At 72.2% G+C, this 19,437-nt stretch carries 17 protein-coding genes; 5 read left to right on the top strand and 12 right to left on the bottom strand.

Annotation, left to right across the window (positions count from 1 at the left end; translation table 11 throughout):
* Positions 1-142: 142 nt before the first annotated feature.
* Together OHU74_RS23575 and OHU74_RS23570 are read left to right on the top strand one after the other, a co-directional pair.
* Positions 143-2,266 (top strand): YgcG family protein, encoded by a 2,124-nt coding sequence (locus OHU74_RS23575; protein WP_371619780.1) that lies wholly within the window; start codon positions 143-145, stop codon positions 2,264-2,266.
* 60 nt (positions 2,267-2,326) lie between these two features.
* The gene (locus tag OHU74_RS23570) at positions 2,327-3,049 is read left to right on the top strand and encodes a PspA/IM30 family protein (RefSeq protein WP_371617734.1); all 723 of its coding nucleotides are present in this window, start codon (positions 2,327-2,329) and stop codon (positions 3,047-3,049) included.
* Between the two features lie 54 nt (positions 3,050-3,103).
* On the opposite strand, the gene OHU74_RS23565 is transcribed toward OHU74_RS23570, so the two are convergent.
* The 7 genes from OHU74_RS23565 to OHU74_RS23535 all read right to left on the bottom strand — a co-directional run bounded on the left by OHU74_RS23565 (position 3,104) and on the right by OHU74_RS23535 (position 11,292).
* Positions 3,104-5,665 carry a SpoIIE family protein phosphatase gene (locus OHU74_RS23565; RefSeq protein ID WP_371619779.1) on the bottom strand — a complete coding sequence of 854 codons (2,562 nt, stop codon included), beginning with the start codon at positions 5,663-5,665 and terminating at the stop codon, positions 3,104-3,106.
* A gap of 224 nt (positions 5,666-5,889) precedes the next feature.
* Positions 5,890-6,318 carry an ATP-binding protein gene (locus OHU74_RS23560; protein ID WP_371617733.1) on the bottom strand — a complete coding sequence of 143 codons (429 nt, stop codon included), beginning with the start codon at positions 6,316-6,318 and terminating at the stop codon, positions 5,890-5,892.
* A 196-nt stretch (positions 6,319-6,514) separates the two neighbouring features.
* On the bottom strand, positions 6,515-6,937 hold the full coding sequence (locus tag OHU74_RS23555) for a (deoxy)nucleoside triphosphate pyrophosphohydrolase (protein ID WP_371617732.1): 423 nt from the start codon (positions 6,935-6,937) through the stop codon (positions 6,515-6,517).
* A gap of 42 nt (positions 6,938-6,979) precedes the next feature.
* Positions 6,980-7,183, bottom strand: coding sequence for an SPOR domain-containing protein (locus OHU74_RS23550; protein ID WP_371617731.1), 204 nt, complete (start codon positions 7,181-7,183; stop codon positions 6,980-6,982).
* Between the two features lie 160 nt (positions 7,184-7,343).
* Positions 7,344-9,032, bottom strand: a complete 1,689-nt coding sequence (locus tag OHU74_RS23545) for a cytosine permease (RefSeq protein ID WP_371617730.1) — start codon at positions 9,030-9,032, stop codon at positions 7,344-7,346.
* Between the two features lie 194 nt (positions 9,033-9,226).
* Positions 9,227-9,979, bottom strand: coding sequence for a GntR family transcriptional regulator (locus OHU74_RS23540; protein ID WP_371617729.1), 753 nt, complete (start codon positions 9,977-9,979; stop codon positions 9,227-9,229).
* Positions 9,980-10,128: 149 nt separating this feature from the next.
* Positions 10,129-11,292, bottom strand: coding sequence for a DUF4190 domain-containing protein (locus tag OHU74_RS23535; RefSeq protein WP_371617728.1), 1,164 nt, complete (start codon positions 11,290-11,292; stop codon positions 10,129-10,131).
* Between the two features lie 206 nt (positions 11,293-11,498).
* Here OHU74_RS23535 and OHU74_RS23530 point away from each other — a divergent pair, with 206 nt between their 5' ends.
* Together OHU74_RS23530 and OHU74_RS23525 are read left to right on the top strand one after the other, a co-directional pair.
* The gene (locus OHU74_RS23530) at positions 11,499-12,614 is read left to right on the top strand and encodes a pyridoxal-phosphate dependent enzyme (RefSeq protein ID WP_371617727.1); all 1,116 of its coding nucleotides are present in this window, start codon (positions 11,499-11,501) and stop codon (positions 12,612-12,614) included.
* A gap of 61 nt (positions 12,615-12,675) precedes the next feature.
* Entirely contained in the window at positions 12,676-13,569 is an 894-nt protein-coding gene (locus tag OHU74_RS23525; protein ID WP_371617726.1) for an EamA family transporter, read from the top strand.
* Between the two features lie 18 nt (positions 13,570-13,587).
* Here OHU74_RS23525 and OHU74_RS23520 read toward each other — a convergent pair whose 3' ends face one another.
* The 4 genes from OHU74_RS23520 to OHU74_RS23505 form a co-directional block, all read right to left on the bottom strand.
* Entirely contained in the window at positions 13,588-14,379 is a 792-nt protein-coding gene (locus OHU74_RS23520) for a serine protease (RefSeq protein WP_371617725.1), read from the bottom strand.
* Positions 14,376-15,554 carry an alpha/beta hydrolase gene (locus tag OHU74_RS23515; protein WP_371617724.1) on the bottom strand — a complete coding sequence of 393 codons (1,179 nt, stop codon included), beginning with the start codon at positions 15,552-15,554 and terminating at the stop codon, positions 14,376-14,378. The genes OHU74_RS23520 and OHU74_RS23515 overlap by 4 nt, the downstream gene beginning before the upstream one ends.
* 316 nt (positions 15,555-15,870) lie before the next feature.
* The gene (locus OHU74_RS23510; RefSeq protein WP_371617723.1) at positions 15,871-16,992 is read right to left on the bottom strand and encodes an alpha/beta hydrolase; all 1,122 of its coding nucleotides are present in this window, start codon (positions 16,990-16,992) and stop codon (positions 15,871-15,873) included.
* Positions 16,993-17,254: 262 nt separating this feature from the next.
* Positions 17,255-17,692, bottom strand: a complete 438-nt coding sequence (locus tag OHU74_RS23505) for a MarR family transcriptional regulator (RefSeq protein WP_330298363.1) — start codon at positions 17,690-17,692, stop codon at positions 17,255-17,257.
* An 80-nt stretch (positions 17,693-17,772) separates the two neighbouring features.
* Here OHU74_RS23505 and OHU74_RS23500 point away from each other — a divergent pair, with 80 nt between their 5' ends.
* Positions 17,773-18,753: an SMP-30/gluconolactonase/LRE family protein gene (locus tag OHU74_RS23500; protein ID WP_371617722.1), complete on the top strand. Its 981-nt coding sequence runs from the start codon at positions 17,773-17,775 to the stop codon at positions 18,751-18,753.
* A gap of 30 nt (positions 18,754-18,783) precedes the next feature.
* Here OHU74_RS23500 and OHU74_RS23495 read toward each other — a convergent pair whose 3' ends face one another.
* Positions 18,784-19,425: a response regulator gene (locus OHU74_RS23495; RefSeq protein ID WP_371619778.1), complete on the bottom strand. Its 642-nt coding sequence runs from the start codon at positions 19,423-19,425 to the stop codon at positions 18,784-18,786.
* Positions 19,426-19,437: the final 12 nt, after the last annotated feature.

Genomic DNA, 19,437 nt, shown 5'->3' with positions numbered 1-19,437 from the left:
GGTCCGGCTCCGGGTCCGACTCCGGGTCCGACTCCGGGTCCGACTCCGGGTCCGACTCCGGGTGCGTCCGGCAGAATCCCCCCATACCCTCCCAAATGTGACTCCGCCGAGAAGCAGGACGAAGAGACGCACCGCCGCCGGCATATCCCTGCGGGCCACCCTCACCCTGGCCGCCGCCCTCCTGGCGGCCGGCGGCTGGGCGACGGCCACCGCGCCCGCCGCCCGCGCCGACGACCCCGTCACCCTGTCGCAGCAGGGGCAGATCACCGACCGGGTGAACGCCCTGGGCGACCGCGAGCCCGCCGTCACCGCCGCGCTGGACAAGCTGTACGCCGACCGGAAGATCCAGCTGTTCGTCACCTACGTACGCGATTTCTCCGGCCGCTCCGCGCAGAGCTGGGCCGACGCCACCGCCCAGAAGAACGGCCTCGGCCAGAACGACGTCCTGCTCGCCATCGGTACCGGCGCCCGGCAGTACGCCTACTCGGCCGACGTGGACTCCGGTTTCACCAAGGAGCAGCTGGCGGCCGTCGCGCAGACCGCGATCGAACCGGCCCTGCGGCAGAACGACTGGGCGGGCGCCGCGATCGGCGCCGCGAACGGATACGACGCGGTCCTGGCGGGCAAGCCCGTACCCGTGCCCGCCGTCACCCCCGGCGAGGCGGACCCGGGCGGGTCCGCCGCGAGCAGCGAGAACGGCGCCGGGGACTACGTCCTCCCGGTGGTCGCGGTCGGCGCGGCGGGCGCCCTCGGCGCGTACGCGTACACCCGCCGCAAGCGCAAGCGCGCCGGCGGGGGCGGCGGCAGCGGGAAGACCGCCGGCTGGGGTACGGGACCCGGACAGGAGCCCGCCCCGCTCCCCCTCCCCGAGCTGGACTCCAGGGCCAAGGCCCTGCTGGTGGAGACCGACGACGCGATCCGCACCAGCACCGAGGAACTCGGCTTCGCCACCGCCCAGTTCGGCGAGGGGGCGGTCTCGGCCTTCACGGAGGCCGTGGAGTACGGCAAGGGAGAGCTGACGGCCGCCTTCCGGCTGCGCCAGCAGCTCGACGACGCCTACCCGGAGGACGACGCCACCCGGCGCCGGATGCTGGACGAGATCGTGGCCCGCTGCACGGAGGCCAACCGGCGCCTGGACGCCCAGTCGGCGGACTTCGACCGGCTGCGGGACCTGGAGAAGAACGCCCCACAGGCGCTCGCCACGGTGGAGGGCCACTTCCGCGCCCTGACGGGCCGTACGACGACGGCCGAGGCCACCTTGACGGCGCTCGGCCGCCAGTACGCGGACTCGGCGGCCGCACCCGTGGCCTCCAACCCCGAACAGGCCAAGGACCGCCTGCTGTTCGCGACGACCAGCCTCGGCGAGGCCCGCGCCGCGATCGACTCCGGCGACAACGGCAAAGCCGCGGTGCACGTCCGGGCGGCCGAGGGCGCCGTCGACCAGGCGGCCACCCTCGTCGACGCGGTGGAGCGGCGGGCACAGGAGCTCGCGGAGGCCGCCGGGAAACTGCCGGGCGCCCTGAACGAGACGGACACGGACCTCGCCGACGCGCGCGGGCTGCTCACCGGCACCACCGAGGGCACCTCGACCGCCGACCTGCGCGGCCGGATCAGCCGTGCGGAGGCCGTACTGGCCGACGTGCGCCAGGAGCAGAGCGGCGGCCGGTACGACCCGATCGACGCCCTGCGCCGCGTCGAGGAGGCCGACGCGGCCCTCGACGAGGCGCTGGCCGGGGCCCGCGAGCGCGAGTCGGGCCGCCAGCGGGCGGCGGCCCTGCTCGACCAGGCCCTGCTCACGGCCCGCAGCGCGATCGGCGCGGCGGCGGACTACATCACCACCAGTCGCGGCGCGGTCGGCAGCCAGGCCCGGACCCGGCTGGCGGAGGCCCAGCGCCACTTGGAGCGCTCCACCTCCCTGGCCCCGACGGATCCGCCGGGCGCGCTGGCGGAGGCGCAGCAGGCGGACTCGCTCGCGCGCCAGGCGCAGCAGCTGGCCGAGCAGGACGTGGGCGCGTACCAGAACCCGTACGGCGGCGCGGGCGGCCGGCGGCAGGGCAGCGGCATGAGCGGTGCGGTGCTCGGCGGGATCATCCTCGGCGAAATCCTGAACGGCGGCCGCGGTGGGGGCGGCGGCCGCGGTGGGGGCGGTTTCGGCGGAGGCTTCGGCGGGGGCGGAGGCGGCTTCGGCGGGGGCGGCGGACGCGGCCCCGGCTCCTTCGGCGGCGGCGGAACCCGTGGCCGCATGGGCGGTGGCGGCCGCTTCTGACCTTCCCCCCTCTCCTCCCCTTCCACTTCCCCTCCCTTCCCTCCCCCAAGGAGAAGCACCATGAGCAAGCAGAGCATCCTCGGCCGGGTCACCCAGCTCGCCAAGGCCAACATCAACGCGCTGCTGGACCAGGCCGAGGACCCGCAGAAGATGCTGGACCAGCTGATCCGCGACTACACGAACAACATCTCGGAGGCGGAGCAGGCCGTCGCCACCACCATCGGCAACCTGCGGATGCTGGAGGCGGACCACAAGGAGGACGTGGACGCGGCCGCCGAGTGGGGTTCCAAGGCCCTCGCGGCGAGCAAGAAGGCCGACGAACTGCGGACGGACGGCACCCCGGGCACGGCGGCGGACGCGGACAAGTTCGACAACCTCGCCAAGGTGGCCCTCGGCCGGCAGATGCAGTCGGAGAAGGAGGCGAAGACGGCCGAGCCGACGATCGCCGCCCAGACCGAGGTGGTCGACAAACTCAAGTCCGGTCTGGACTCGATGAAGAACAAGCTGACCGAGCTGACGGCCAAGCGCGACGAACTGGTGGCCCGCGCCAAGACCGCGCAGGCGCAGAACACGATGATGGACGCGGTCAAGAACATCGACGTGATGGACCCGACGAGCGACCTCAACCGCTTCGAGGACAAGGTACGCCGCGAGGAGGCCATGGCCCTGGGCAAGCAGGAGCTGGCCGCGTCCTCCCTGGACGCCCAGTTCGAGTCCCTGGACGACCTGGGCAAGACCTCGGAGATCGAGGCCCGCCTGGCCGCCCTGAAGGCGACGGCCTGAGGCCCACCCCGCCACCGCCCTCCGGGGCCGGCCGCGGCCGGCCCCGGAGGCGCGCTACCCGTACATGCCCAGCAGCTGCTCCGCCGAGAGCTCGGCCACCGACTCGGCCACCGCGCCCGGGAGCGGGAGTTCGAACCAGACCGTCTTGCCCCGGTGCGTGCGCCGGGTGCCCCAGCCGGCCGACAGCAGCCCGACCAGCTGCAGGCCCCGGCCGCCCTCGTCGGTGTCGCGCGCCCGACGCCGCCTGGGCTGCGCCAGGTTGGCGTCCCAGACCTCGCACACCAGGGTCCGGTCCAGCAGCAGCCGCAGCCGGATCTCGCCCTCGCCGTAGCGCAGGGCGTTGGTGACCAGCTCGCTCACCAGCAGCTCCGTGGTGTCGAGCAGCCCCTCCAGGCCCCAGGCGGGCAGCTTCGCCCGCGCCAGTTCCCGCGCCCGGCCCACCGAGCGGGCCTCGCGCGGCAGCTGCCAGTCGCCGACGGCGTCCACCGGGAGGCCCTGGACCCGGGCCATCAGGAGGGCGATGTCGTCCTCCCCGTGCCGGGTGTCGAGGGTGTTCAGGACGTGGTCGCAGACCTCCTCCAGGGGCCGCGCCGGGTCTGCCAGCGCGGACCGCAGGCCCCGTAGGCCTTCTTCCAGCGGGTGGTCCCGCGATTCGACCAGGCCGTCCGTGTACAGCGCGAGCATCGCGCCCTCCGGGAGTTCGACCTCGACCTCCTCGAAGGGCTCCCCGCCCACGCCCAGCGGCAGTCCCGTCGGGATCTCCAGGAGCAGTCCGGGCCGCGGCTCGGCGCCCTCCTCGGCCGGTTCCACCAGAACGGGCGGCATGTGGCCCGCGTTCGCTATCGTGCAGCGCCGCGTCACCGGGTCGTACACCGCGTAGACGCACGTCGCGAGGTACACCTCGGAGCGGTCCGCGTCCCGTGAGTGCAGGGCGGCCCGCGAGGCCTGCTGGGAGCCGCCGGGGGCGCCGAGTCCCCGGGCGATCTCGTCCAGCGCGGTGAGCACCTCGGCCGGTTCCAGGTCGAGCAGCGCCAGGGTCCGTACGGCGGTGCGCAGTTCGCCCATGGCCACGGCGGCCCGCAGTCCCCGGCCCATGACGTCGCCGACGACCAGCGCCGTGCGGTGGCCCGGCAGCTCGATGACGTCGAACCAGTCGCCGCCGACCTCGGTGGCCGCGTTGCCCGGCAGGTAGCGGCAGGCGATGTCGAGCCCGGCCGCCTCCGGGTCGCCGGGGGGCAGCAGGCTGCGCTGCAGTATCAGCGCGCGCTCGTGTTCGCGCCGGTAGAGCCGTGCGTTGTCGATGCAGACGGCGGCCCGTGCGGCGAGTTCGACCGCGACCGCCCGGTCCCGTTCCCCGAAGGGTTCGCTGCCCTTGGTGCGGGAGAACTGCGCGAGTCCGACCACGGTGTCGTGCGCGACGAGCGGGACGACGAGCGTGGACTGGACGAGGTCGCCCGATTCCGGGCCGCCCCCTTCCACCAGCCGCGGCCGCGCCGTCCGCAGCGCGAACGCGCCCGGCGATCCGGCCGGATACCGGTGGACCTCTCCTACGGAGACCAGCGCGCCCGGACCCGACAGCGGCGCGTCCGACACCGCGGAGGCGAAGGCCACCCTCCGCAGCGGCGGCGAGGGCGCCCGGCCGGGGCCCTGGCCGGGCAGGCTGGGCACGCCCGGGCCCTGGGGCCGGGCGGGGCGGTCGTCGTCGCCGAGGAGCAGCCCCTGGTAGAGGTCGACGGCGGCCAGGTCGCAGAAGCCGGGGACGGTGACGTCGAGGAGTTCGCGGGCGGTGGTCTCCAGGTCGAGGGAGTTGCCGATGCGGTGTCCGGCCTCGTTGAGCAGGGCCAGGTTGCGGCGGACCCCGGCGGCCTCGCGGGCGGCGAGGTGGCGGCGGGTGACGTCGATGCCGATGCCGGCGACCCCGATGGGGCGTCCGGTGCCGCCGTGGACCCGGTAGAGGTTGATGGACCAGTGGCGGTCGTCCCGGCTGCCGGGGGCGGATCCGGCGATCTGGAGATCGGTGACCGAGTCGCCGGTCTCCAGGACCCGGCGCAGCGCCTCGGCCATCCGGTCGGCCTCGTGCGCGGGCAGGTAGTCGTGGACGGTGCGGCCGCGGTGTTCCTCGGCGTTGCCGCCGAACACGGTGGCGAAACGGCGGTTGGCGCGCTGCACCGTGAGGTCCGTACCAAAGAGCAGGAAGCCGAAAGGAGATTGACCGAATATCGCCTGCGAGGCGGCCAGATCGGATTCGATCCGCCGCAGCGCGCGTACGTCGACCACGACGCAGAGCGCGGCCCGCTCCGAGGATTCGGTGTGGGTGGGCATCACATAGATCTCGGCGATCCCGTGCGCCCCGTCCCCGCCCGGGATCCGGAAGGGGACCAGGCCGGTCCATTCCTTGCCGTCGAGGATCTCGGCCACCCGGCGGTGGCCGCCGGCACGCAGCTCCGGCGGCATGAAGGCGTCGACCGGGTCACGGCCCACGGCCTGTGCCGGGGTCAGCCCGAAGAGTTCCTCGGCGCGCAGACTCCACTGGTCGATGAGGCCGTCCGGCCCGATCGAGAAAGAAGCGACCTTTATGTAGTCATATATCGAGCCAGGCGGGCTGCTGTGCCACAAGGAGTCGTGCCAGGTCTCCCTGGGCACCTCCCCGGGCACACGGGCCTGATGTGCCTGTACAGGTATCTCGCTCACGCGACCGTCCCCTCCAGCTCACCGCAACCGGACCGGCCATGACCGAAGTATTCAGCACCACGGCCCCCTACGGCACGGCCTTCGCGATCACAAAAGGATCCCGTTGTTTTCCAGCCATGCCGTGTGATCGTCGGCTGCCCTTCACCTTGTTACTCACCAGGAAGAGCCAATTCGAACCACACGGTCTTGCCCGACTTCCCGTGCCGGGTGCCCCAGCGCTGTGCCGAGACGGCCACCAGGTGGAGTCCGCGCCCGCCCTCGTCGTCGGGTTGGGCGACGCGCTCGCGGGGCGGATCCGGAAGCGGATCGGAAACCTCCACGAGAAGTGCCGGACCCGCGACCGCGTCGGCGACGGCCGGATTGCGCCGTACCAGCCGGACCCCGATGGGGCCCGAGGCGTAGCGCAGGGAGTTGGTGACCAGCTCGCTGACCAGCAGTACGGTGACATCGCCGACGGACTCGAGGCCCCAGTCGCGGAGGGTGCCGCGCACCGCGTGGCGGGCGGTGCGGACGGCGCCGGGTTCCGCCGGGAAGGCCCACTCGGCGCATTCACCGTCTGTGTCGATCACGCCGATCACTTCCCGGGCCGGCTGGCGACCCCAGTCCGTTCGACAGGGACAGAACCACGGGGGACAAGTACAAGATAGGGATTAATACCGACATACCCGATATTCGAGGCGTCGTACCACTCGGTCCCCCACGGACCGGCGCACTGTGGCGCAGACGGCCTAGAGCACGAGCCTCACGCGCCCCCGTGAGCCCTGCGAGCCCCGGTCAGCTTCCGGCGCCGGCACCCGCGCCCGCTCCGGCGCGCAGCCTGCGCCCGGCCTCGGCGACCGCGGGCCGGTCCTGGTCGAGCCAGTCCACCGAGTCGAGCTCCTCGGGGCCGAGCCAGCGCAGCTCGTCGTGATCCTCCAGCGCGACCGGCTCACCGGAGAGCAGCCGGGCCGTCCACACGTGCAGGACGAGTCCGGGCTTCAGCGGCCACTCCCCCGGGATCCGCTCCAGCGCCTCGGTCTCCACGCCGAGCTCCTCGCGCAGCTCCCGCACGAGCGCCTCGGGCACGGATTCGCCCGGCTCGGTCTTGCCGCCCGGGAGCTCCCAGCGTCCGGCGAGCTCCGGGGGCGCACTGCGCCGCGCCGCCAGCAGGCACCCGTCATGAAAAAGGGCTCCGCCCACGACCACTCGTACAGTCATGGGGCGGAGCCTATGGCAGCGGCCCTGCGGCCGCCGCATCGCTCAGTTCATGGTGGCCGTCTGGCTGGTGGTGGTGCCCTGGACGAGGCGCTCGATCCAGTAGAGCTGCTTGTGCCCTCTGTCTTCGAGGCTGTCGGCGACCTTCTGGGCTTCGGCACGGGTCGCGTACCGGCCCACCCGGTAGCGGTTGCCGTTGTCGTCCTCACGTATGACCAGCCACGGGAGCAGGGCACCGCTGTCGTTCATTGCGTTTCACCCTCCGCCGACGTACCTGCCCGGGAAACCGCATTGCGCATATGCCCGAGCTTACGCCCGACCCTTACGCAGCGGATACGGTTTTTCACGAAGAGGTACCTCCCAGGCGTACGCATCCGGCCATGCGTACGACTGTGCCGTGCGCGCCGGTTCAGACCCGGCGCAGGGTCGGCATCGGCAGGATCACCGCCCCGCCCCGGGGCTGCTTGCGGCAGACGTCCGCGCAGGTCGCGTCGAGGGAACAGCAGAGCGAGCAGATCGGGCCCGACTGGACCGGGCAGTCGGCCACGTCCGGCAGCTCGTACGCCGTCTCGCAGACCGAGCACAGGTGCGTGGCGGTGACGTCCTCGACCACCACGTCCGGACCGTTGACGGTGTTCGGCCTGGCCAGGTAGTACTTCCCCTTCGTCGCCCACGCGATCAACGGGCAGAGGGCGAGCGCGAGTCCGGCCGCGATGAAGGTGGAGAAGGCCTCGGCGTATGTCCCGAAAAGGCCGAAGAAGGCGAGGATCGAGACGGTGGAGGCGATCACCATCGCGCCGAAGCCGGCCGGATTGACCGCGTAGAGGTACGCGCGCTTGAACTCGATGTACGGCGGGCTCAGCCCGAGCCGCTTGTTGATCACGAGGTCGGCGGCCACGGCGGCGATCCAGGCGATGCCCACGTTGGAGTAGAAGCCCAGCAGCTTGCCGAGCATCGCGAACATGTTCATCTCCATCAGCGTCAGCGCGATGGCGAGGTTGAGGAAGATGTACCAGACCCGGCCCGGGTGGCGGTGGGTGATCCGGGAGAAGAAGTTCGACCAGGACAGCGAGCCGCTGTACGCGTTCGTCACGTTGATCTTGATCTGCGAGACCACGACGAAGAGCGCCGCGACGGGCAGCGCGAAACTGCCGAGCCAGGGGCGCAGCGCCTCCAGCTGCGGGGCGATCGGCTCCAGGGCGTGCGTCTTGCCCACCGCCTCCAGGGCGACGAAGGCGAGGAAGGCGCCGCCGAGCTGCTTGGCCGCGCCGATGATCACCCAGCCGGGTCCGGCGGCGAGCACGGCGAGGTTCCAGCGGCGGCTGTTGGCCGGGGTCTTGGCGGGCATGAACCGCAGGTAGTCGGCCTGTTCCCCGATCTGGGCGATCAGCGAGAGCGCGATACCGGTGCCGAAGCCGAAGCCGATCCACGAGAAGCCGGAGCCGGCCCCCTCCGTCCCGCCGAAGTGCGTGAACGCACCCCATGCGTCGGGGGCTTCGAAGGCGAGCACGAGGAAGGGCAGGACCAGTCCGATCAGCCAGACGGGCTGGGTCCAGGCCTGCACCTTGGCGAGGGCGCCCATGCCCTTGAAGACGATCGGGATGACCACGAGCGTGGTGAGGAGGTAGCCGATCTGGACGGGCAGGCCCAGGGCCTGGTGCATGGCCTGGGCCATGATCGAGCCTTCGAGGGCGAAGAAGATGAAGGTGAAGGAGGCGTAGATGAGGGAGGTGAGGGTGGAGCCGAAGTACCCGAAGCCCGCGCCCCGGGTGACCAGGTCCATGTCCAGGCCGTACGTGGCACACGCGCGGGCGATGGGAATGCCGGTCAGGAAGATGACGGCGGCCGCCGCCAGGATCGCGGCGGCCCCGCTGGTGAAGCCGTAGGCGAAGACGATGGAAGCGCCGATGGCGAAGTCCGCGAGGTAGGCGATGCCTCCGAGGGCCGTGCCGGCGACGGTGGCGGGACCCCAGCGGCGGAAGGAATGGGGCGCGTAGCGCAGCGAGTAGTCCTCGCGGCTCTCGTCGGCGGCCAGTTTGGCGTAGCTCCGCCGGGGTGGCTGCGCCGCGGGAGCGGGGGTGGTGGCGGTCTCGGTCATACCGCCGGAAGGTAGGCCCGCCGTGTGACGGGCCCTCACCCTTGGGCATTGCCCGGGGGTTACGCCCCCTGGGCCCGCATCACGGCCGGGTTACACCCCCCGCTACCCCCTGTCCGCGTTCCGGTGCGGCGCCGTTCCCGGGGGGCCTGCCCCCGGACCCCCGCGCCTCAATCGCCGGCGGGGCTGAAATCGGCTCAGCGGACCGGCAGGTGGTAGGACAGCCGGTACCGGTCGGCCGGGACCACCACGTCGGCGGTCTCGACGGCCCGGCCTGAGGCGAAGTACGTGCGCCCGATCACCAGCACCACATGGCCCGGCACCCCGCCGAGCAGCAGGTTCTCCTCTGCCAGCCCGGGTCGTGCGCCGACCTCCTCCACCACGTTGTCCACGACCACGTCGATGGCGGCCATCCGGTCGACGACCCCGGCGCCCCCGAGCGGCCCTTCCTCCGGCAGCATCACCGGCGAGCGGCCCGTGACGGTCAGCGGCTCCCAGGAGGTGGACAGCATCATCGTCTCCCCCGCGTCGCGGAAGACGTACCGCGTGCGCATCACCCGCTCGCCCGGTTCGATGCCGAGCCTCTTGGCGATGTCCGCCGTGGCCTCGACCTGCTCGCTGTTCGATTCCCAGGTGCCGCGCGCGCCCGCCTCCGCCTGCTCCTGCCGGAACGGGGTCGAGGCTCCGCCCGCGCGGTAGCCGGAGCGGGCCACCCGGCGGGGGACGGGCTGCTCGCGTACGTACGTACCGGACCCGGACCGGCCTTCGACCAGGCCTTCCGCCATGAGGACCTTGCGCGCCTCCAGGGCCACGGTGTCGGAGACCCCGTACTCCTCGCGGATCCGGGCCTGTGAAGGGAGCCGGGCGTGCGGAGGCAGGGACCCATCGACGATCTTCTGTCGCAGATCCCCGGCGACGCGCAGATAGGCCGGCTGCTCGCCGAATGTCACTGGTCACTCCCATCAGGTTGACAGACAGCTACACCCTGGCAACCGACGGTTGTACACCGCAAGCAAGGGCCAGAGTTTCACCCGAAGTGATGAAGCCAGGTCACTCAAACCCCTTACCGCGCGTTACCCCTCAATACCCCGCAATACGATCATGCGGCTTCCACGGTCGGCCCCGGGCCCGGCCCGCCCGACCCATCCGATCCATCCGATCCGTCCGCCCCGCCGCCCTCGGAGTCGTCCAGCCACTCGGGAACCGTCGTCGACAGCCCGTACGCCCCCCGCAGCACCTTCTCCGGACCGAAGGGCATCTCGGCGACCGCCCGGTCCCACGCGGAGCCGAACTCCTGCGGGTCCTTCGCGGCGGCCGCCTTCAGCCACTGCTTGCGCGCCGCCTCGACCCGCTCCTTCTGCACTCCGGCCGGCCCGGCCGTCTGCGGCCGCCCCTTCGCCTCGTCCAGCACCCGCGACTCCCCGGCCAGGGCCCGCTCCACGTCCCGCGCCCACGACCGGTACTGCCCGAGCGCGTCGGCCACGTCCACCCCGGGCGAGCGGCCCAGCACCTGGTCCACCTCGTTCGCCGCGTGCAGGAAGGCCACCTGCTCCGGGGTCAGCATCCCGGCGTCCTTGCGCAGGCTGCCCTTGTGCTCCTGCTCGGACGTGCCGATCACGCAGACCACCCGCCGGTCGCCGTCCGCCCAGCTGTCGCGCGAGGGGGCGAAGTAGTACATCCCGGCGTACGGGGGCAGCGCCCAGGTGTCCATCGCGTACGAGTCCTGGGCGCGCCAGCACTGCTCCGTCGCCGACTGCTTCAGCTGCTCCACTCCCGGGAAGCGCGGTTCGCTCATCGGGGTAGCGGAGGTGACCTCCGCGTCGTGGACCTCCGTACAGGCGATCCTGTACGCGAAATGGGCCTCGTCCAGCAGGTCCCCGCCGGGCGTGTTGAAGCAGTCTCCGGTGCGCAGCTCCGACATGTCGACCAGCTCGCCCTCGACGTCCTCGTAGGGCTCCAGCACGTCCGATGCCCGGACCCGGTCGAAGAGGGGGCTCACGACCCGTTCCGCGACGAGGACCACGACCAGGGTCATCGCCACCGACACGGCCAGACCGCAGACGGCGAGCACCTTGCCGCGCTCGCCCTTCTTCGCGATCTGTACGAGGGCCACGATCCCGAAGACGATGCCCAGCGGCGGGAAGCAGAGCAGCCCGACGAGCAGCGAGGCGAGCGCGAAGCCGTTGAGCGCGGGCGGACCGTATCCGTAGGGCGGCGGGGGCGGCGGCGCGGGCCAGTGGTGGGGCGGCGGCGGGGTGCTCACGGGGTGCGGGGCTCCATCAGGCATGGCGGTGGCGGCGACGGAAGTGTTCGCTTCGGCGTACGCGCGAACGAATGCGCGAATAGTAAGCGGAGGGCGTTCCTGCGGAAAGGCCGACCCCTCGTCAGATCCCCGGACGCGTAACATCCGTAGCCCGGCGCCGCATCCGTCTCCCGGGGCGGCCGCGATCGAGCAAGGGGACTCCTCCCATGACGCACGGCCTGCCCGGCTACCTCTGCCCCGAAGACGGAACGCGCTCGGACGCGCGCACCGCGCCCTGGTGCTGCCCGGTGTGCGACGGCCCGTGGGACCTCGACTTCACCCCCGATCCGGCCGCCCCCCTGGAACCGGCGGCCGGCCCCAATTCGCTCTGGCGCTACGGCTCCGCGCTGCCGCTGACCGGGGCGTTCGGCGTGACGCTGGCCGAGGGGAACACCCCGCTGGTGCCGCTGGCGGAGCGGGTGCACGCCAAGCTCGACTTCCTGATGCCGACGCTGTCCTTCAAGGACCGGGGCGCGGTGATGCTCGCGGAGCTCGCACGGCGGCTGGGGCCGGAGCGGGTGGTCGCGGACAGCAGCGGGAACGCGGGGACCGCCTTCGCGGCGTACTGCGCGCGGGCCGGCCTGCGCTGCGAGGTCTTCGTGCCGGAGGGCACCTCGCAGAAGAAGACGGAGCAGATGCGCGCGCACGGCGCGGCGGTACGGGTGGTCCCGGGCGGGCGCGAGGCCGCGGCGGCCGCCGCCCGCGCCGAGGCCGACCTCCCCGGGGTCTTCTACGCCAGCCACGTCTTCAACCCGTACTTCCTGCACGGCACGAAGACCTACGTGTACGAGGTGTGGGAGGCGCTCGGCGGGCACCTGCCCGAGGTGCTCGTGGTCCCCGTCGGCAACGGCACCCTGCTGCTCGGGGCCGCGCTGGCGGTGGAGGAGCTGGCCCGCCGCGGGGTGCGCCCGCCGGCCCTGATCGCCGTCCAGTCCGAAGCGGTGGCCCCGCTGGCCTCGGCCTTCCACGCGGGCGCCGAGGACGCGGAGCCCGTGCCCCAGCTGCCCACCCTGGCCGAGGGCATCGCCATCCCGGCGCCGCCGCGGGCCCGGCAGATCCTGGCGGCCGTCCGCAAGTCCGGCGGCACCTTCCTGACCGTCCCGGACGAGCGGATCCGCGCGGCCCAGCTCGACCTGGCCCGCCGCGGGCTCTTCGTGGAACCCACGGCCGCGGCGTGCTGGGCCGCGGTGGGCCCGACCGCCCCCGACCACCCCCTCCAGGACCGCACCGCGGTGCTCCCCCTGTGCGGCGCGGGAGCCAAGTCGGGGCTGGCCGCGGGCTGACCGGCCGTCCATTCCCCGGAATGGACGATGGTTGCACTGTCCACCGACATAGGCTCCGATCATGCCCACCTCAACGGCCCGTGTCTGGATCGCCCTCGGCCTCGTCTACGTGGTCTGGGGCTCGACCTACCTCGGCATCCGGGTCGTCGTCGAGACCATGCCGCCCTTCCTCTCCGCCGGCGTCCGCTTCATCGCCGCGGGAGCCCTCCTCGCCGCCCTCGTCGCCTGGCGCCACGGCCCCGCCGCCCTCAAGGTCACCCGCGCCCAGCTCGGCTCCGCCGTCCTGGTCGGACTGCTCCTGGTCCTCGGCGGCAACGGCCTCGTGGTCCTCGCGGAGACCTCGGTGCCCTCCGGCCTCGCCGCCCTGCTCGTGGCCGCCGTCCCGATGTGGCTGGTCCTGCTGCGCGCCGGCTCCGGCGACCGCCCCTCGCCCCGCACCCTGGCCGGGGTGCTGCTGGGCCTCGTCGGCCTCGCCGTCCTGACCAGCCCGGGGAGCGGCGGCGAGATCAGGATCGGCGGGGTGCTCCTGGTACTCGGGGGCTCGGTCCTGTGGTCGCTGGGCTCGTTCTCGGCCGCGAAGCTGACCCTGCCCGCCGATCCCTTCACCGGCAGCGCCTACCAGATGCTCGCGGGCGGGGCCGGCCAGATCCTCGTCGGGCTGCTGCGCGGCGAGCAGCACGGCCTGGACATCGGCTCGTACTCCACCGCCTCCTGGCTGGCGCTGGCCTACCTCGTCCTGATCGGCTCGCTCGTCGGGTTCACCGCGTACGTGTGGCTCCTGCGGGCTGCTCCGCTCTCGCTCGTGGCCACGTACGCCTATGTGAATCCGGTGGTCGCCGTCGCGCTGGGTTGGCTCATCCTCGACGAGGCTCTGACCTGGCCGATCCTGCTCGGCGGCGCGATCGTGGTGGCCGCCGTGTGCGTGATCGTCAGCACGGAGCGGCGTAGCGGCTGAACGGCGCCCGTCGGGCCCTCAGCCCTTGGCCGCCCGCTCGTACAGCGCCTTGGCGCGGCGGTCGAACAGGGCCGCCGTCGAGTCCACGTCCGTGTCCCCGCCGCTCAGCACCCCGATCAGCTCCCCCGGCCGCCCCGCGCCGACCCGGTCGGCGATCCAGGGGCTGCCGCTGGTCCCGGTCCAGAACCCGGAGCAGTTGATGTACAGCATCGCCGGGTCGTCCTCGTCGTGGCGGCTCTGCGTCGTACAGGCGACGGGCTTGTTCTGCGGGTTGTGCGTGGCCTCGGGGTAGCCGACCACCGTCACCTCCCGGTCGTAGCCGGAGGTCCAGGCGGGCTTCGCGGCCTCGTCGCGCCCGACGACGTCCTGGACGCTGCGCCCGTCCGCGTCGGGTGCCACCGTGAGGAAGGCGAAGTCGGCGGTGTCGTCGCCCCACTTCGTCCAGCGGTCGTCCACGTGGACGGAGCGCACCTTCCACACCCCCAGGGGCTGCTTCCCGGCGCCCTCCCCGGTGAACGCGGGGGCGAAGGCCAGCTCGCCGATGGCCAGCCCGTCGTGCGCGACCTCGCCCGGCTGCCCGTCCTCGCCGGCGGGGGCCACGCAGTGCGCGGCGGTGGCGACGACGTTGCCCTGCGGGCTGTCGACGACGCTGGCCGTGCACCAGTGCTCACCGTTGGCCATGAGCACCCCGACGGTGGGGAACGGGAGCACGTGCCGGTCCTCGTAGCCTCCGGAGGTCTTCACGAACACCACCGCGAGCACCGCGCTGATCCCCGCGACGGCCGCGATCCCCTTGACCCCGGGGCTCATCGCCCGGAGGCGTCGTTCAAGCGGGCGCCCCGGGCCTGCTCCGGGCTCGCCCCTGCCGTGGGCTTCGTCCCCGTCGCGGGCTTCTTCGCGGGCGTGGGCGCCGACATCACCTTGCTGATCCACTCCAGGGAGCCCTCCCTCATGCCTTGTACGTACGTCTTTCCGTTGTGCTCACCATCCTGGATCACCTGGAGCCGGGTGTGCACAGGGCCCTTGCCGTACTCGCGCATGAACTTCTCGGCCTTCTCCCGGCCGGTCTCCTTGGTGCCGATCTGGAAGCTGATGTAGACGTCCGGACCGCCCGCCGCGATCAGCTTCGCGGCCAGCTTCTCGGGGTTGTTCTCGTCCATGGCCTGCGTGTTCCCCTTCCACAGCGGGGAGTCGGGGACGATGTCCACTCCGCTCGCGATGACCGCCTTGAAGCGGTCGGGGTACTTCAGGACGTGCTTGAGGGCTCCGAAACCGCCCGAGGAGGAGCCCATGAAGGCCCATCCGTCGCGGGAGGTGAAGGTGCGGAAATTGGCCTTCGTGAAATCCGGGATGTCCTCGGCCATCCAGGTGCCCATCTTGGGCTGGCCCGGGATGTCGGAGCCGTCGTAGTGGTGCTTGGTGTCGGCGTTGATCACCGGCATGACGAGGATGAAGGGCAGGCTCGTACCGGCCTTCACCCCGTCGCTCACCACCTGCTGGAGGCCGAGCCCGGGGCCGGTGCCCCAGTAGTTCTTGGGGTAGCCGCGGCCGCCGGGGAGCGAGACCAGCACCGGGAAGGCGCTGTCCGCGTACGCCGGGTCGTCGTACTCCTTCGGCACCCACACCCACACGTCGCCCGTGAACCCGGACTTCTTGCCGGTCACGGTGGTCTGGGCGATCCGGGTGCCGTCCGGGAGGCGCGAGGTGAGGACGAAATCGGCCTTCGGCCCGGTCGGCATGGACACGCCGGGCCGTACGTCGGCGGTGGAGGAGGCGGCCGTCTGGGACTTCCCGAAGGAGGTGGGACCGCCTATGTCCGAGAAGAGCCCGTATTTGTACGCGGCCGCCCCGCCGCCGGCTGCGAGGGTCAGCCCCAGCCCGCCGCTGATCAGGATCAGCCGCAAGCGGCGCCCCGGGCGACGGCCCCCTCCCGTGGTGGCCGCCTCGGTCGTGGCGCCGCTGTCACCCTGCTGGTCTTGGTGCACGGATTGCTTCCGTTCCTGCTCCGGCGCCCCCGGAGGAGCGCGGGTCGGACCGATTGGTCCCCCTTACATCCATAACAGAGGTATTAACGACCGGATGGGTTGCCTGGGACCGGTGGACGTGGCGAGGGCCACGTCCACCGGAGGCACCGCGCGCCGCCCCCGCCGTCTGCGGGGCGCGCCGCCGCTCCCCCGCGCGGGTGCGTCCGATCGCGGGGCGGGGGGTGAGGAGCGGGATGGGCGGGGAGTGAGGAGCGGGACGGGCGGGGAGTGAGGAGCGGGACGGGCGGGGGGTGAGCGGCGGGATGCGCGGGCCGGGTCAGCCGGCCTCGGGCTTGGGGCCCTTCAGCACCTTGCTGATCCACTCCAGCGAGCCTTCCTTCATGCCGCGCACGTAGTGCCAGCCGTTGTGCTCGCCGTTCTGGATGTCGCGGATGGTCATCTTGACCGGGCCCTTGCCGTACGTCTGCTGGAACTTCAGCATCGAGGGCTTGCCGGACTCCTTGGTGCCGACCTGGAAGTTGATGTAGACCTCCGGGCCGTTGCTGTCGATCAGCTTCTGCGCGAGCTTCTCGGGGTTGTTCGCGTCCATCTCCGCCTGGTGGCCCTTCCAGAGCGGGGAGTCGGGAACGAGCTCACCGCCACTGGCGATCACGGCCTTGAACTTGTCCGGGTGCTGGAGGACCTGCTTCATGCCGACGAAGGCGCCGGAGGAGGAGCCCATGAAGGCCCAGCCGTCGCGGGACTTGTACGTACGGAAGTTGGCGCGGGTGAAGTCCGGGATGTCCTCGGAGATCCAGGTGCCCATCTTGGCCTGGCCGGGGATGTCGGAGCCGTCGTAGTAGTACTTCGCGTCCGGGTTGAGCACCGGCATGATCACGATGAACGGCAGGCTCGTACCGGCCTGGACGCCTTCGCTGATGGCCTTCTGGAGGCCGAGGCTGCGGTCGGACCAGTAGTTGGCCGGGTAGCCGTTGCCGCCGGGAAGGGCGATGAGGACCGGGAAGCCGCTCTTGGCGTACTTCGGGTCGTCGTACTCCTTGGGCGTCCACACCCAGACGTCGCCCTCGAAGCCGGACTTGGCGCCCGCGAGGCGGGTCTTGGCGATGATCGTGCCGTCGTCGAGCTTGGCGGTCTGCTTGAAGGTGGCCGCCGGGCCCGTCGCGAGCTGTACGTCGGGGTCGCCGCTCGGCGTGGGCGAGCTCTTCGGGGACTCGCCCGGGGTCTGCTGCCCGCCCTCCCCGCCCTGAGTGCCCGCGGCGGGCGGGGGCTTGCCGAAGCTCACCGTGGAGCCGTTGCCGGAGAACCAGTCCAGCTTCCAGGCGGCGAAACCGCCGCCGCCGAGGAGGAGCGCCAGGGCCGTGGCCCCGCCGATCCACATCGCGCGGCGGGAGCGCTTGCGGCCCGGCCCGCGCGGAGGTTCGTACGACTCGGGGGGCACGGGAGGCCCGGGAGGCACCGGAGGTCCGGGAGGCCCGGGTATGTGCCCACCCGGCGGGTAGGACGGGTACGGCTGGTCATCGGTCCGCGGGCGCTGCGGGTCCTGGTGCACGAACTTGGCTCCGAACGGTCATGACTGCCCCCCAGTGGGACAGAACGGACTGGGATCCCCTTAGTCCTGATGTGTGTATCCCCGGGGAAGTTCCAAAACAGCGTAAAAACATCGACGGAACGCAGGTCCTACGGAACCTGAACACTCCCGACTACCTCAGGGCGTCGAGCGCCTGCGCGCACCGCCCCAGCAGCTGGATCAGCAACTCCCGTTCCTCCCCGGTGAACTCGGCGGCGAGCCGGCGCTCCACCGCCACGGCCCCCGCGTCGGCGACCTCCATCACGGAGCGGCCCTCCTCGGTGAGCCGGGTCTCCAGGACGTTGCGGTGCAGTTCGTGCGGGGTCCGCTCGATGAGCCCGCGCTCCAGGAGGTTCTTCAGCACGGTGTTCATGGTCGGCGGAGTCACCCCGCACAGGCGCGCGAGCGTGGCGGCGGAGATCCCGGGCTTCTCGGAGAGCCAGAGCAGCGCGGCGTACTGCGGAACCGTTACTGCGGCCGGCTTCACCGCCGCGTTCTTGGCCCCGAGGAGCGCCTGCTCGGCGCGCTTGATGTGGGAGCCGATGCGCTCCTCGGCGGGCATGGAGGTCATCCCCCGATACTAAAGCCCTTGCATGCATTAGAGCTCTAACATACCTTCGTGTTCACACAGACAGAAGAGGACGTAGTTCGATGACGAAGAAGCTCCTGCCCGCATCCCTGCTGACCGTGGCCATCGCCCTCACCCTCGGCGCCGCCCCGGCCGCCCAGGCCTCGGACGGGCGGATATCCACCGCATTCACCCTCCCCGGCGCGAAGGTCTTCCCGGAGGGCATAGCCGCCGACCCCCGCACCGGCACGGTCTACGTGGGCTCGTACACCGACGGCACCATCTACCGGGCCCGCTCCGGCGGGCGCACCGCGGAGGTCTTCCTGCCCTCCGGCACCGACGGCCGCGACACCGCGAACGGACTGCGCGTCGATGCGCACGGCCGCCTCTGGGTGACCGACTCCACCTCGGGCGTCTCGGTCTACGACACCCGCTCGGGGGCCCGTCTGGCCCACTTCGAGATACCCGGGAGCGACCCGCGCTTCCTCAACGACCTGGCCGTCACCCCGGACGGCACCGCGTACCTGACCGACAGCGTCCGCGCGGTGGTCTACCGGGTCACCCCGGACCAGCTCGCCGCGGGCTCCGGCCCGCTGCTGCCCGCGTACGACCTGAGCGGGCTGCTCAGCCCGTCCCCGGCGGGCAGCTTCAGCCTCAACGGCATCACCGCCGACCCGGCCGGCCGCTACCTGCTCACCGTGGACATGACCGCGGGCGAGCTGTACCGCATCGACCCGCGTTCGGGCGCGATCTCCCGCGTCGCCCTGACCGGCGGCGACCTGAAGAGCGCCGACGGCCTCGACCTCGCTCCCGGCGGCGTCCTGCGCGCGGCCCAGAACATGAAGAACACCCTGAGCCGCTGGCAGCTCTCGGCGGACGGCACCCGCGCCCGCCTGGTCCACACGATCACGGACCCGTCGCTGCAGATCCCGACCACGCTGGCCCAGCTCCCCGGCCGCACCCTGGTGGTCCGCTCCCAGTTCGACAAGGACGGCGGCCCGCTGCCCTCCCCCGGCGCCGACGCCCCGACCGCCTTCACGATCGCCTCGGTCCGCGGGCTCTGAGGGACCGCGGGCTCCGAAGGGCCGCGCCCGTCAGCCCCGTAGATAGGCCAGGACCGCGAGGACCCGGCGGTGGGACTCCTGCGCCGGGGGCAGGTCCAGCTTCATCAGGATGTTCCCGATGTGCTTGCCGACCGCCGCCTCGGAGACGGTGAGCCGCCGGGACACCTCGGAGTTCGAGTGACCCTCGGCGATCAGGGCGAGGACCTCGCGCTCGCGGGCCGTCAGGCGCTCCAGCGGATCGCGGCGGCGGCGGATGAGCTGCCGGACGACCTCGGGGTCGACCACCGTCCCGCCGGCCGCCACCCGCGCGACCGCATCGGCGAACTCCTCGACCTGCCCCACCCGGTCCTTGAGCAGGTACCCGACGCCCGTACCGTCCCCGGAGTCGAGCAGTTCGGCGGCGTACGAGCGCTGTACGTACTGGGAGAGGACCAGGACGGGCAGGTCCGCCCGGAGCCCGCGCAGCCGTACGGCGGCACGCAGCCCCTCGTCGGTGTGGTCCGGGGGCATCCGCACGTCGGTGACGACGATGTCCGGCCGGTGCTCGGCGACCGCCGCTTCGAGCTCCACGGCATCGCCGACGGCGGCCACCGTCTCGTGGCCGAAGCGGGCGAGCAGGCCGACGAGGCCCTCGCGGAGCAGGACGGAGTCCTCGGCGAGGACGATGCGCAGCGGCCCGCGCCC

Source organism: Streptomyces sp. NBC_00454 (genome assembly GCF_041434015.1).
In the GTDB taxonomy this organism is placed as follows: Bacteria; Actinomycetota; Actinomycetes; order Streptomycetales; family Streptomycetaceae; genus Streptomyces.
Note: the sequence above shows the minus strand (reverse complement) of the source record. Positions and strands in the feature narration are given on the sequence as shown.

Coding starts and splice junctions, on each gene's coding strand:
- OHU74_RS23500 (WP_371617722.1), top strand. CDS start 17,773: ATGACGAAGAAGCTCCTGCCCGCATCCCTGCTGACCGTGGCCATCGCC.
- OHU74_RS23545 (WP_371617730.1), bottom strand. CDS start 9,032: ATGACCGAGACCGCCACCACCCCCGCTCCCGCGGCGCAGCCACCCCGG.
- OHU74_RS23570 (WP_371617734.1), top strand. CDS start 2,327: ATGAGCAAGCAGAGCATCCTCGGCCGGGTCACCCAGCTCGCCAAGGCC.
- OHU74_RS23555 (WP_371617732.1), bottom strand. CDS start 6,937: ATGACTGTACGAGTGGTCGTGGGCGGAGCCCTTTTTCATGACGGGTGC.
- OHU74_RS23505 (WP_330298363.1), bottom strand. CDS start 17,692: ATGACCTCCATGCCCGCCGAGGAGCGCATCGGCTCCCACATCAAGCGC.
- OHU74_RS23530 (WP_371617727.1), top strand. CDS start 11,499: ATGACGCACGGCCTGCCCGGCTACCTCTGCCCCGAAGACGGAACGCGC.
- OHU74_RS23525 (WP_371617726.1), top strand. CDS start 12,676: ATGCCCACCTCAACGGCCCGTGTCTGGATCGCCCTCGGCCTCGTCTAC.
- OHU74_RS23550 (WP_371617731.1), bottom strand. CDS start 7,183: ATGAACGACAGCGGTGCCCTGCTCCCGTGGCTGGTCATACGTGAGGAC.
- OHU74_RS23520 (WP_371617725.1), bottom strand. CDS start 14,379: ATGAGCCCCGGGGTCAAGGGGATCGCGGCCGTCGCGGGGATCAGCGCG.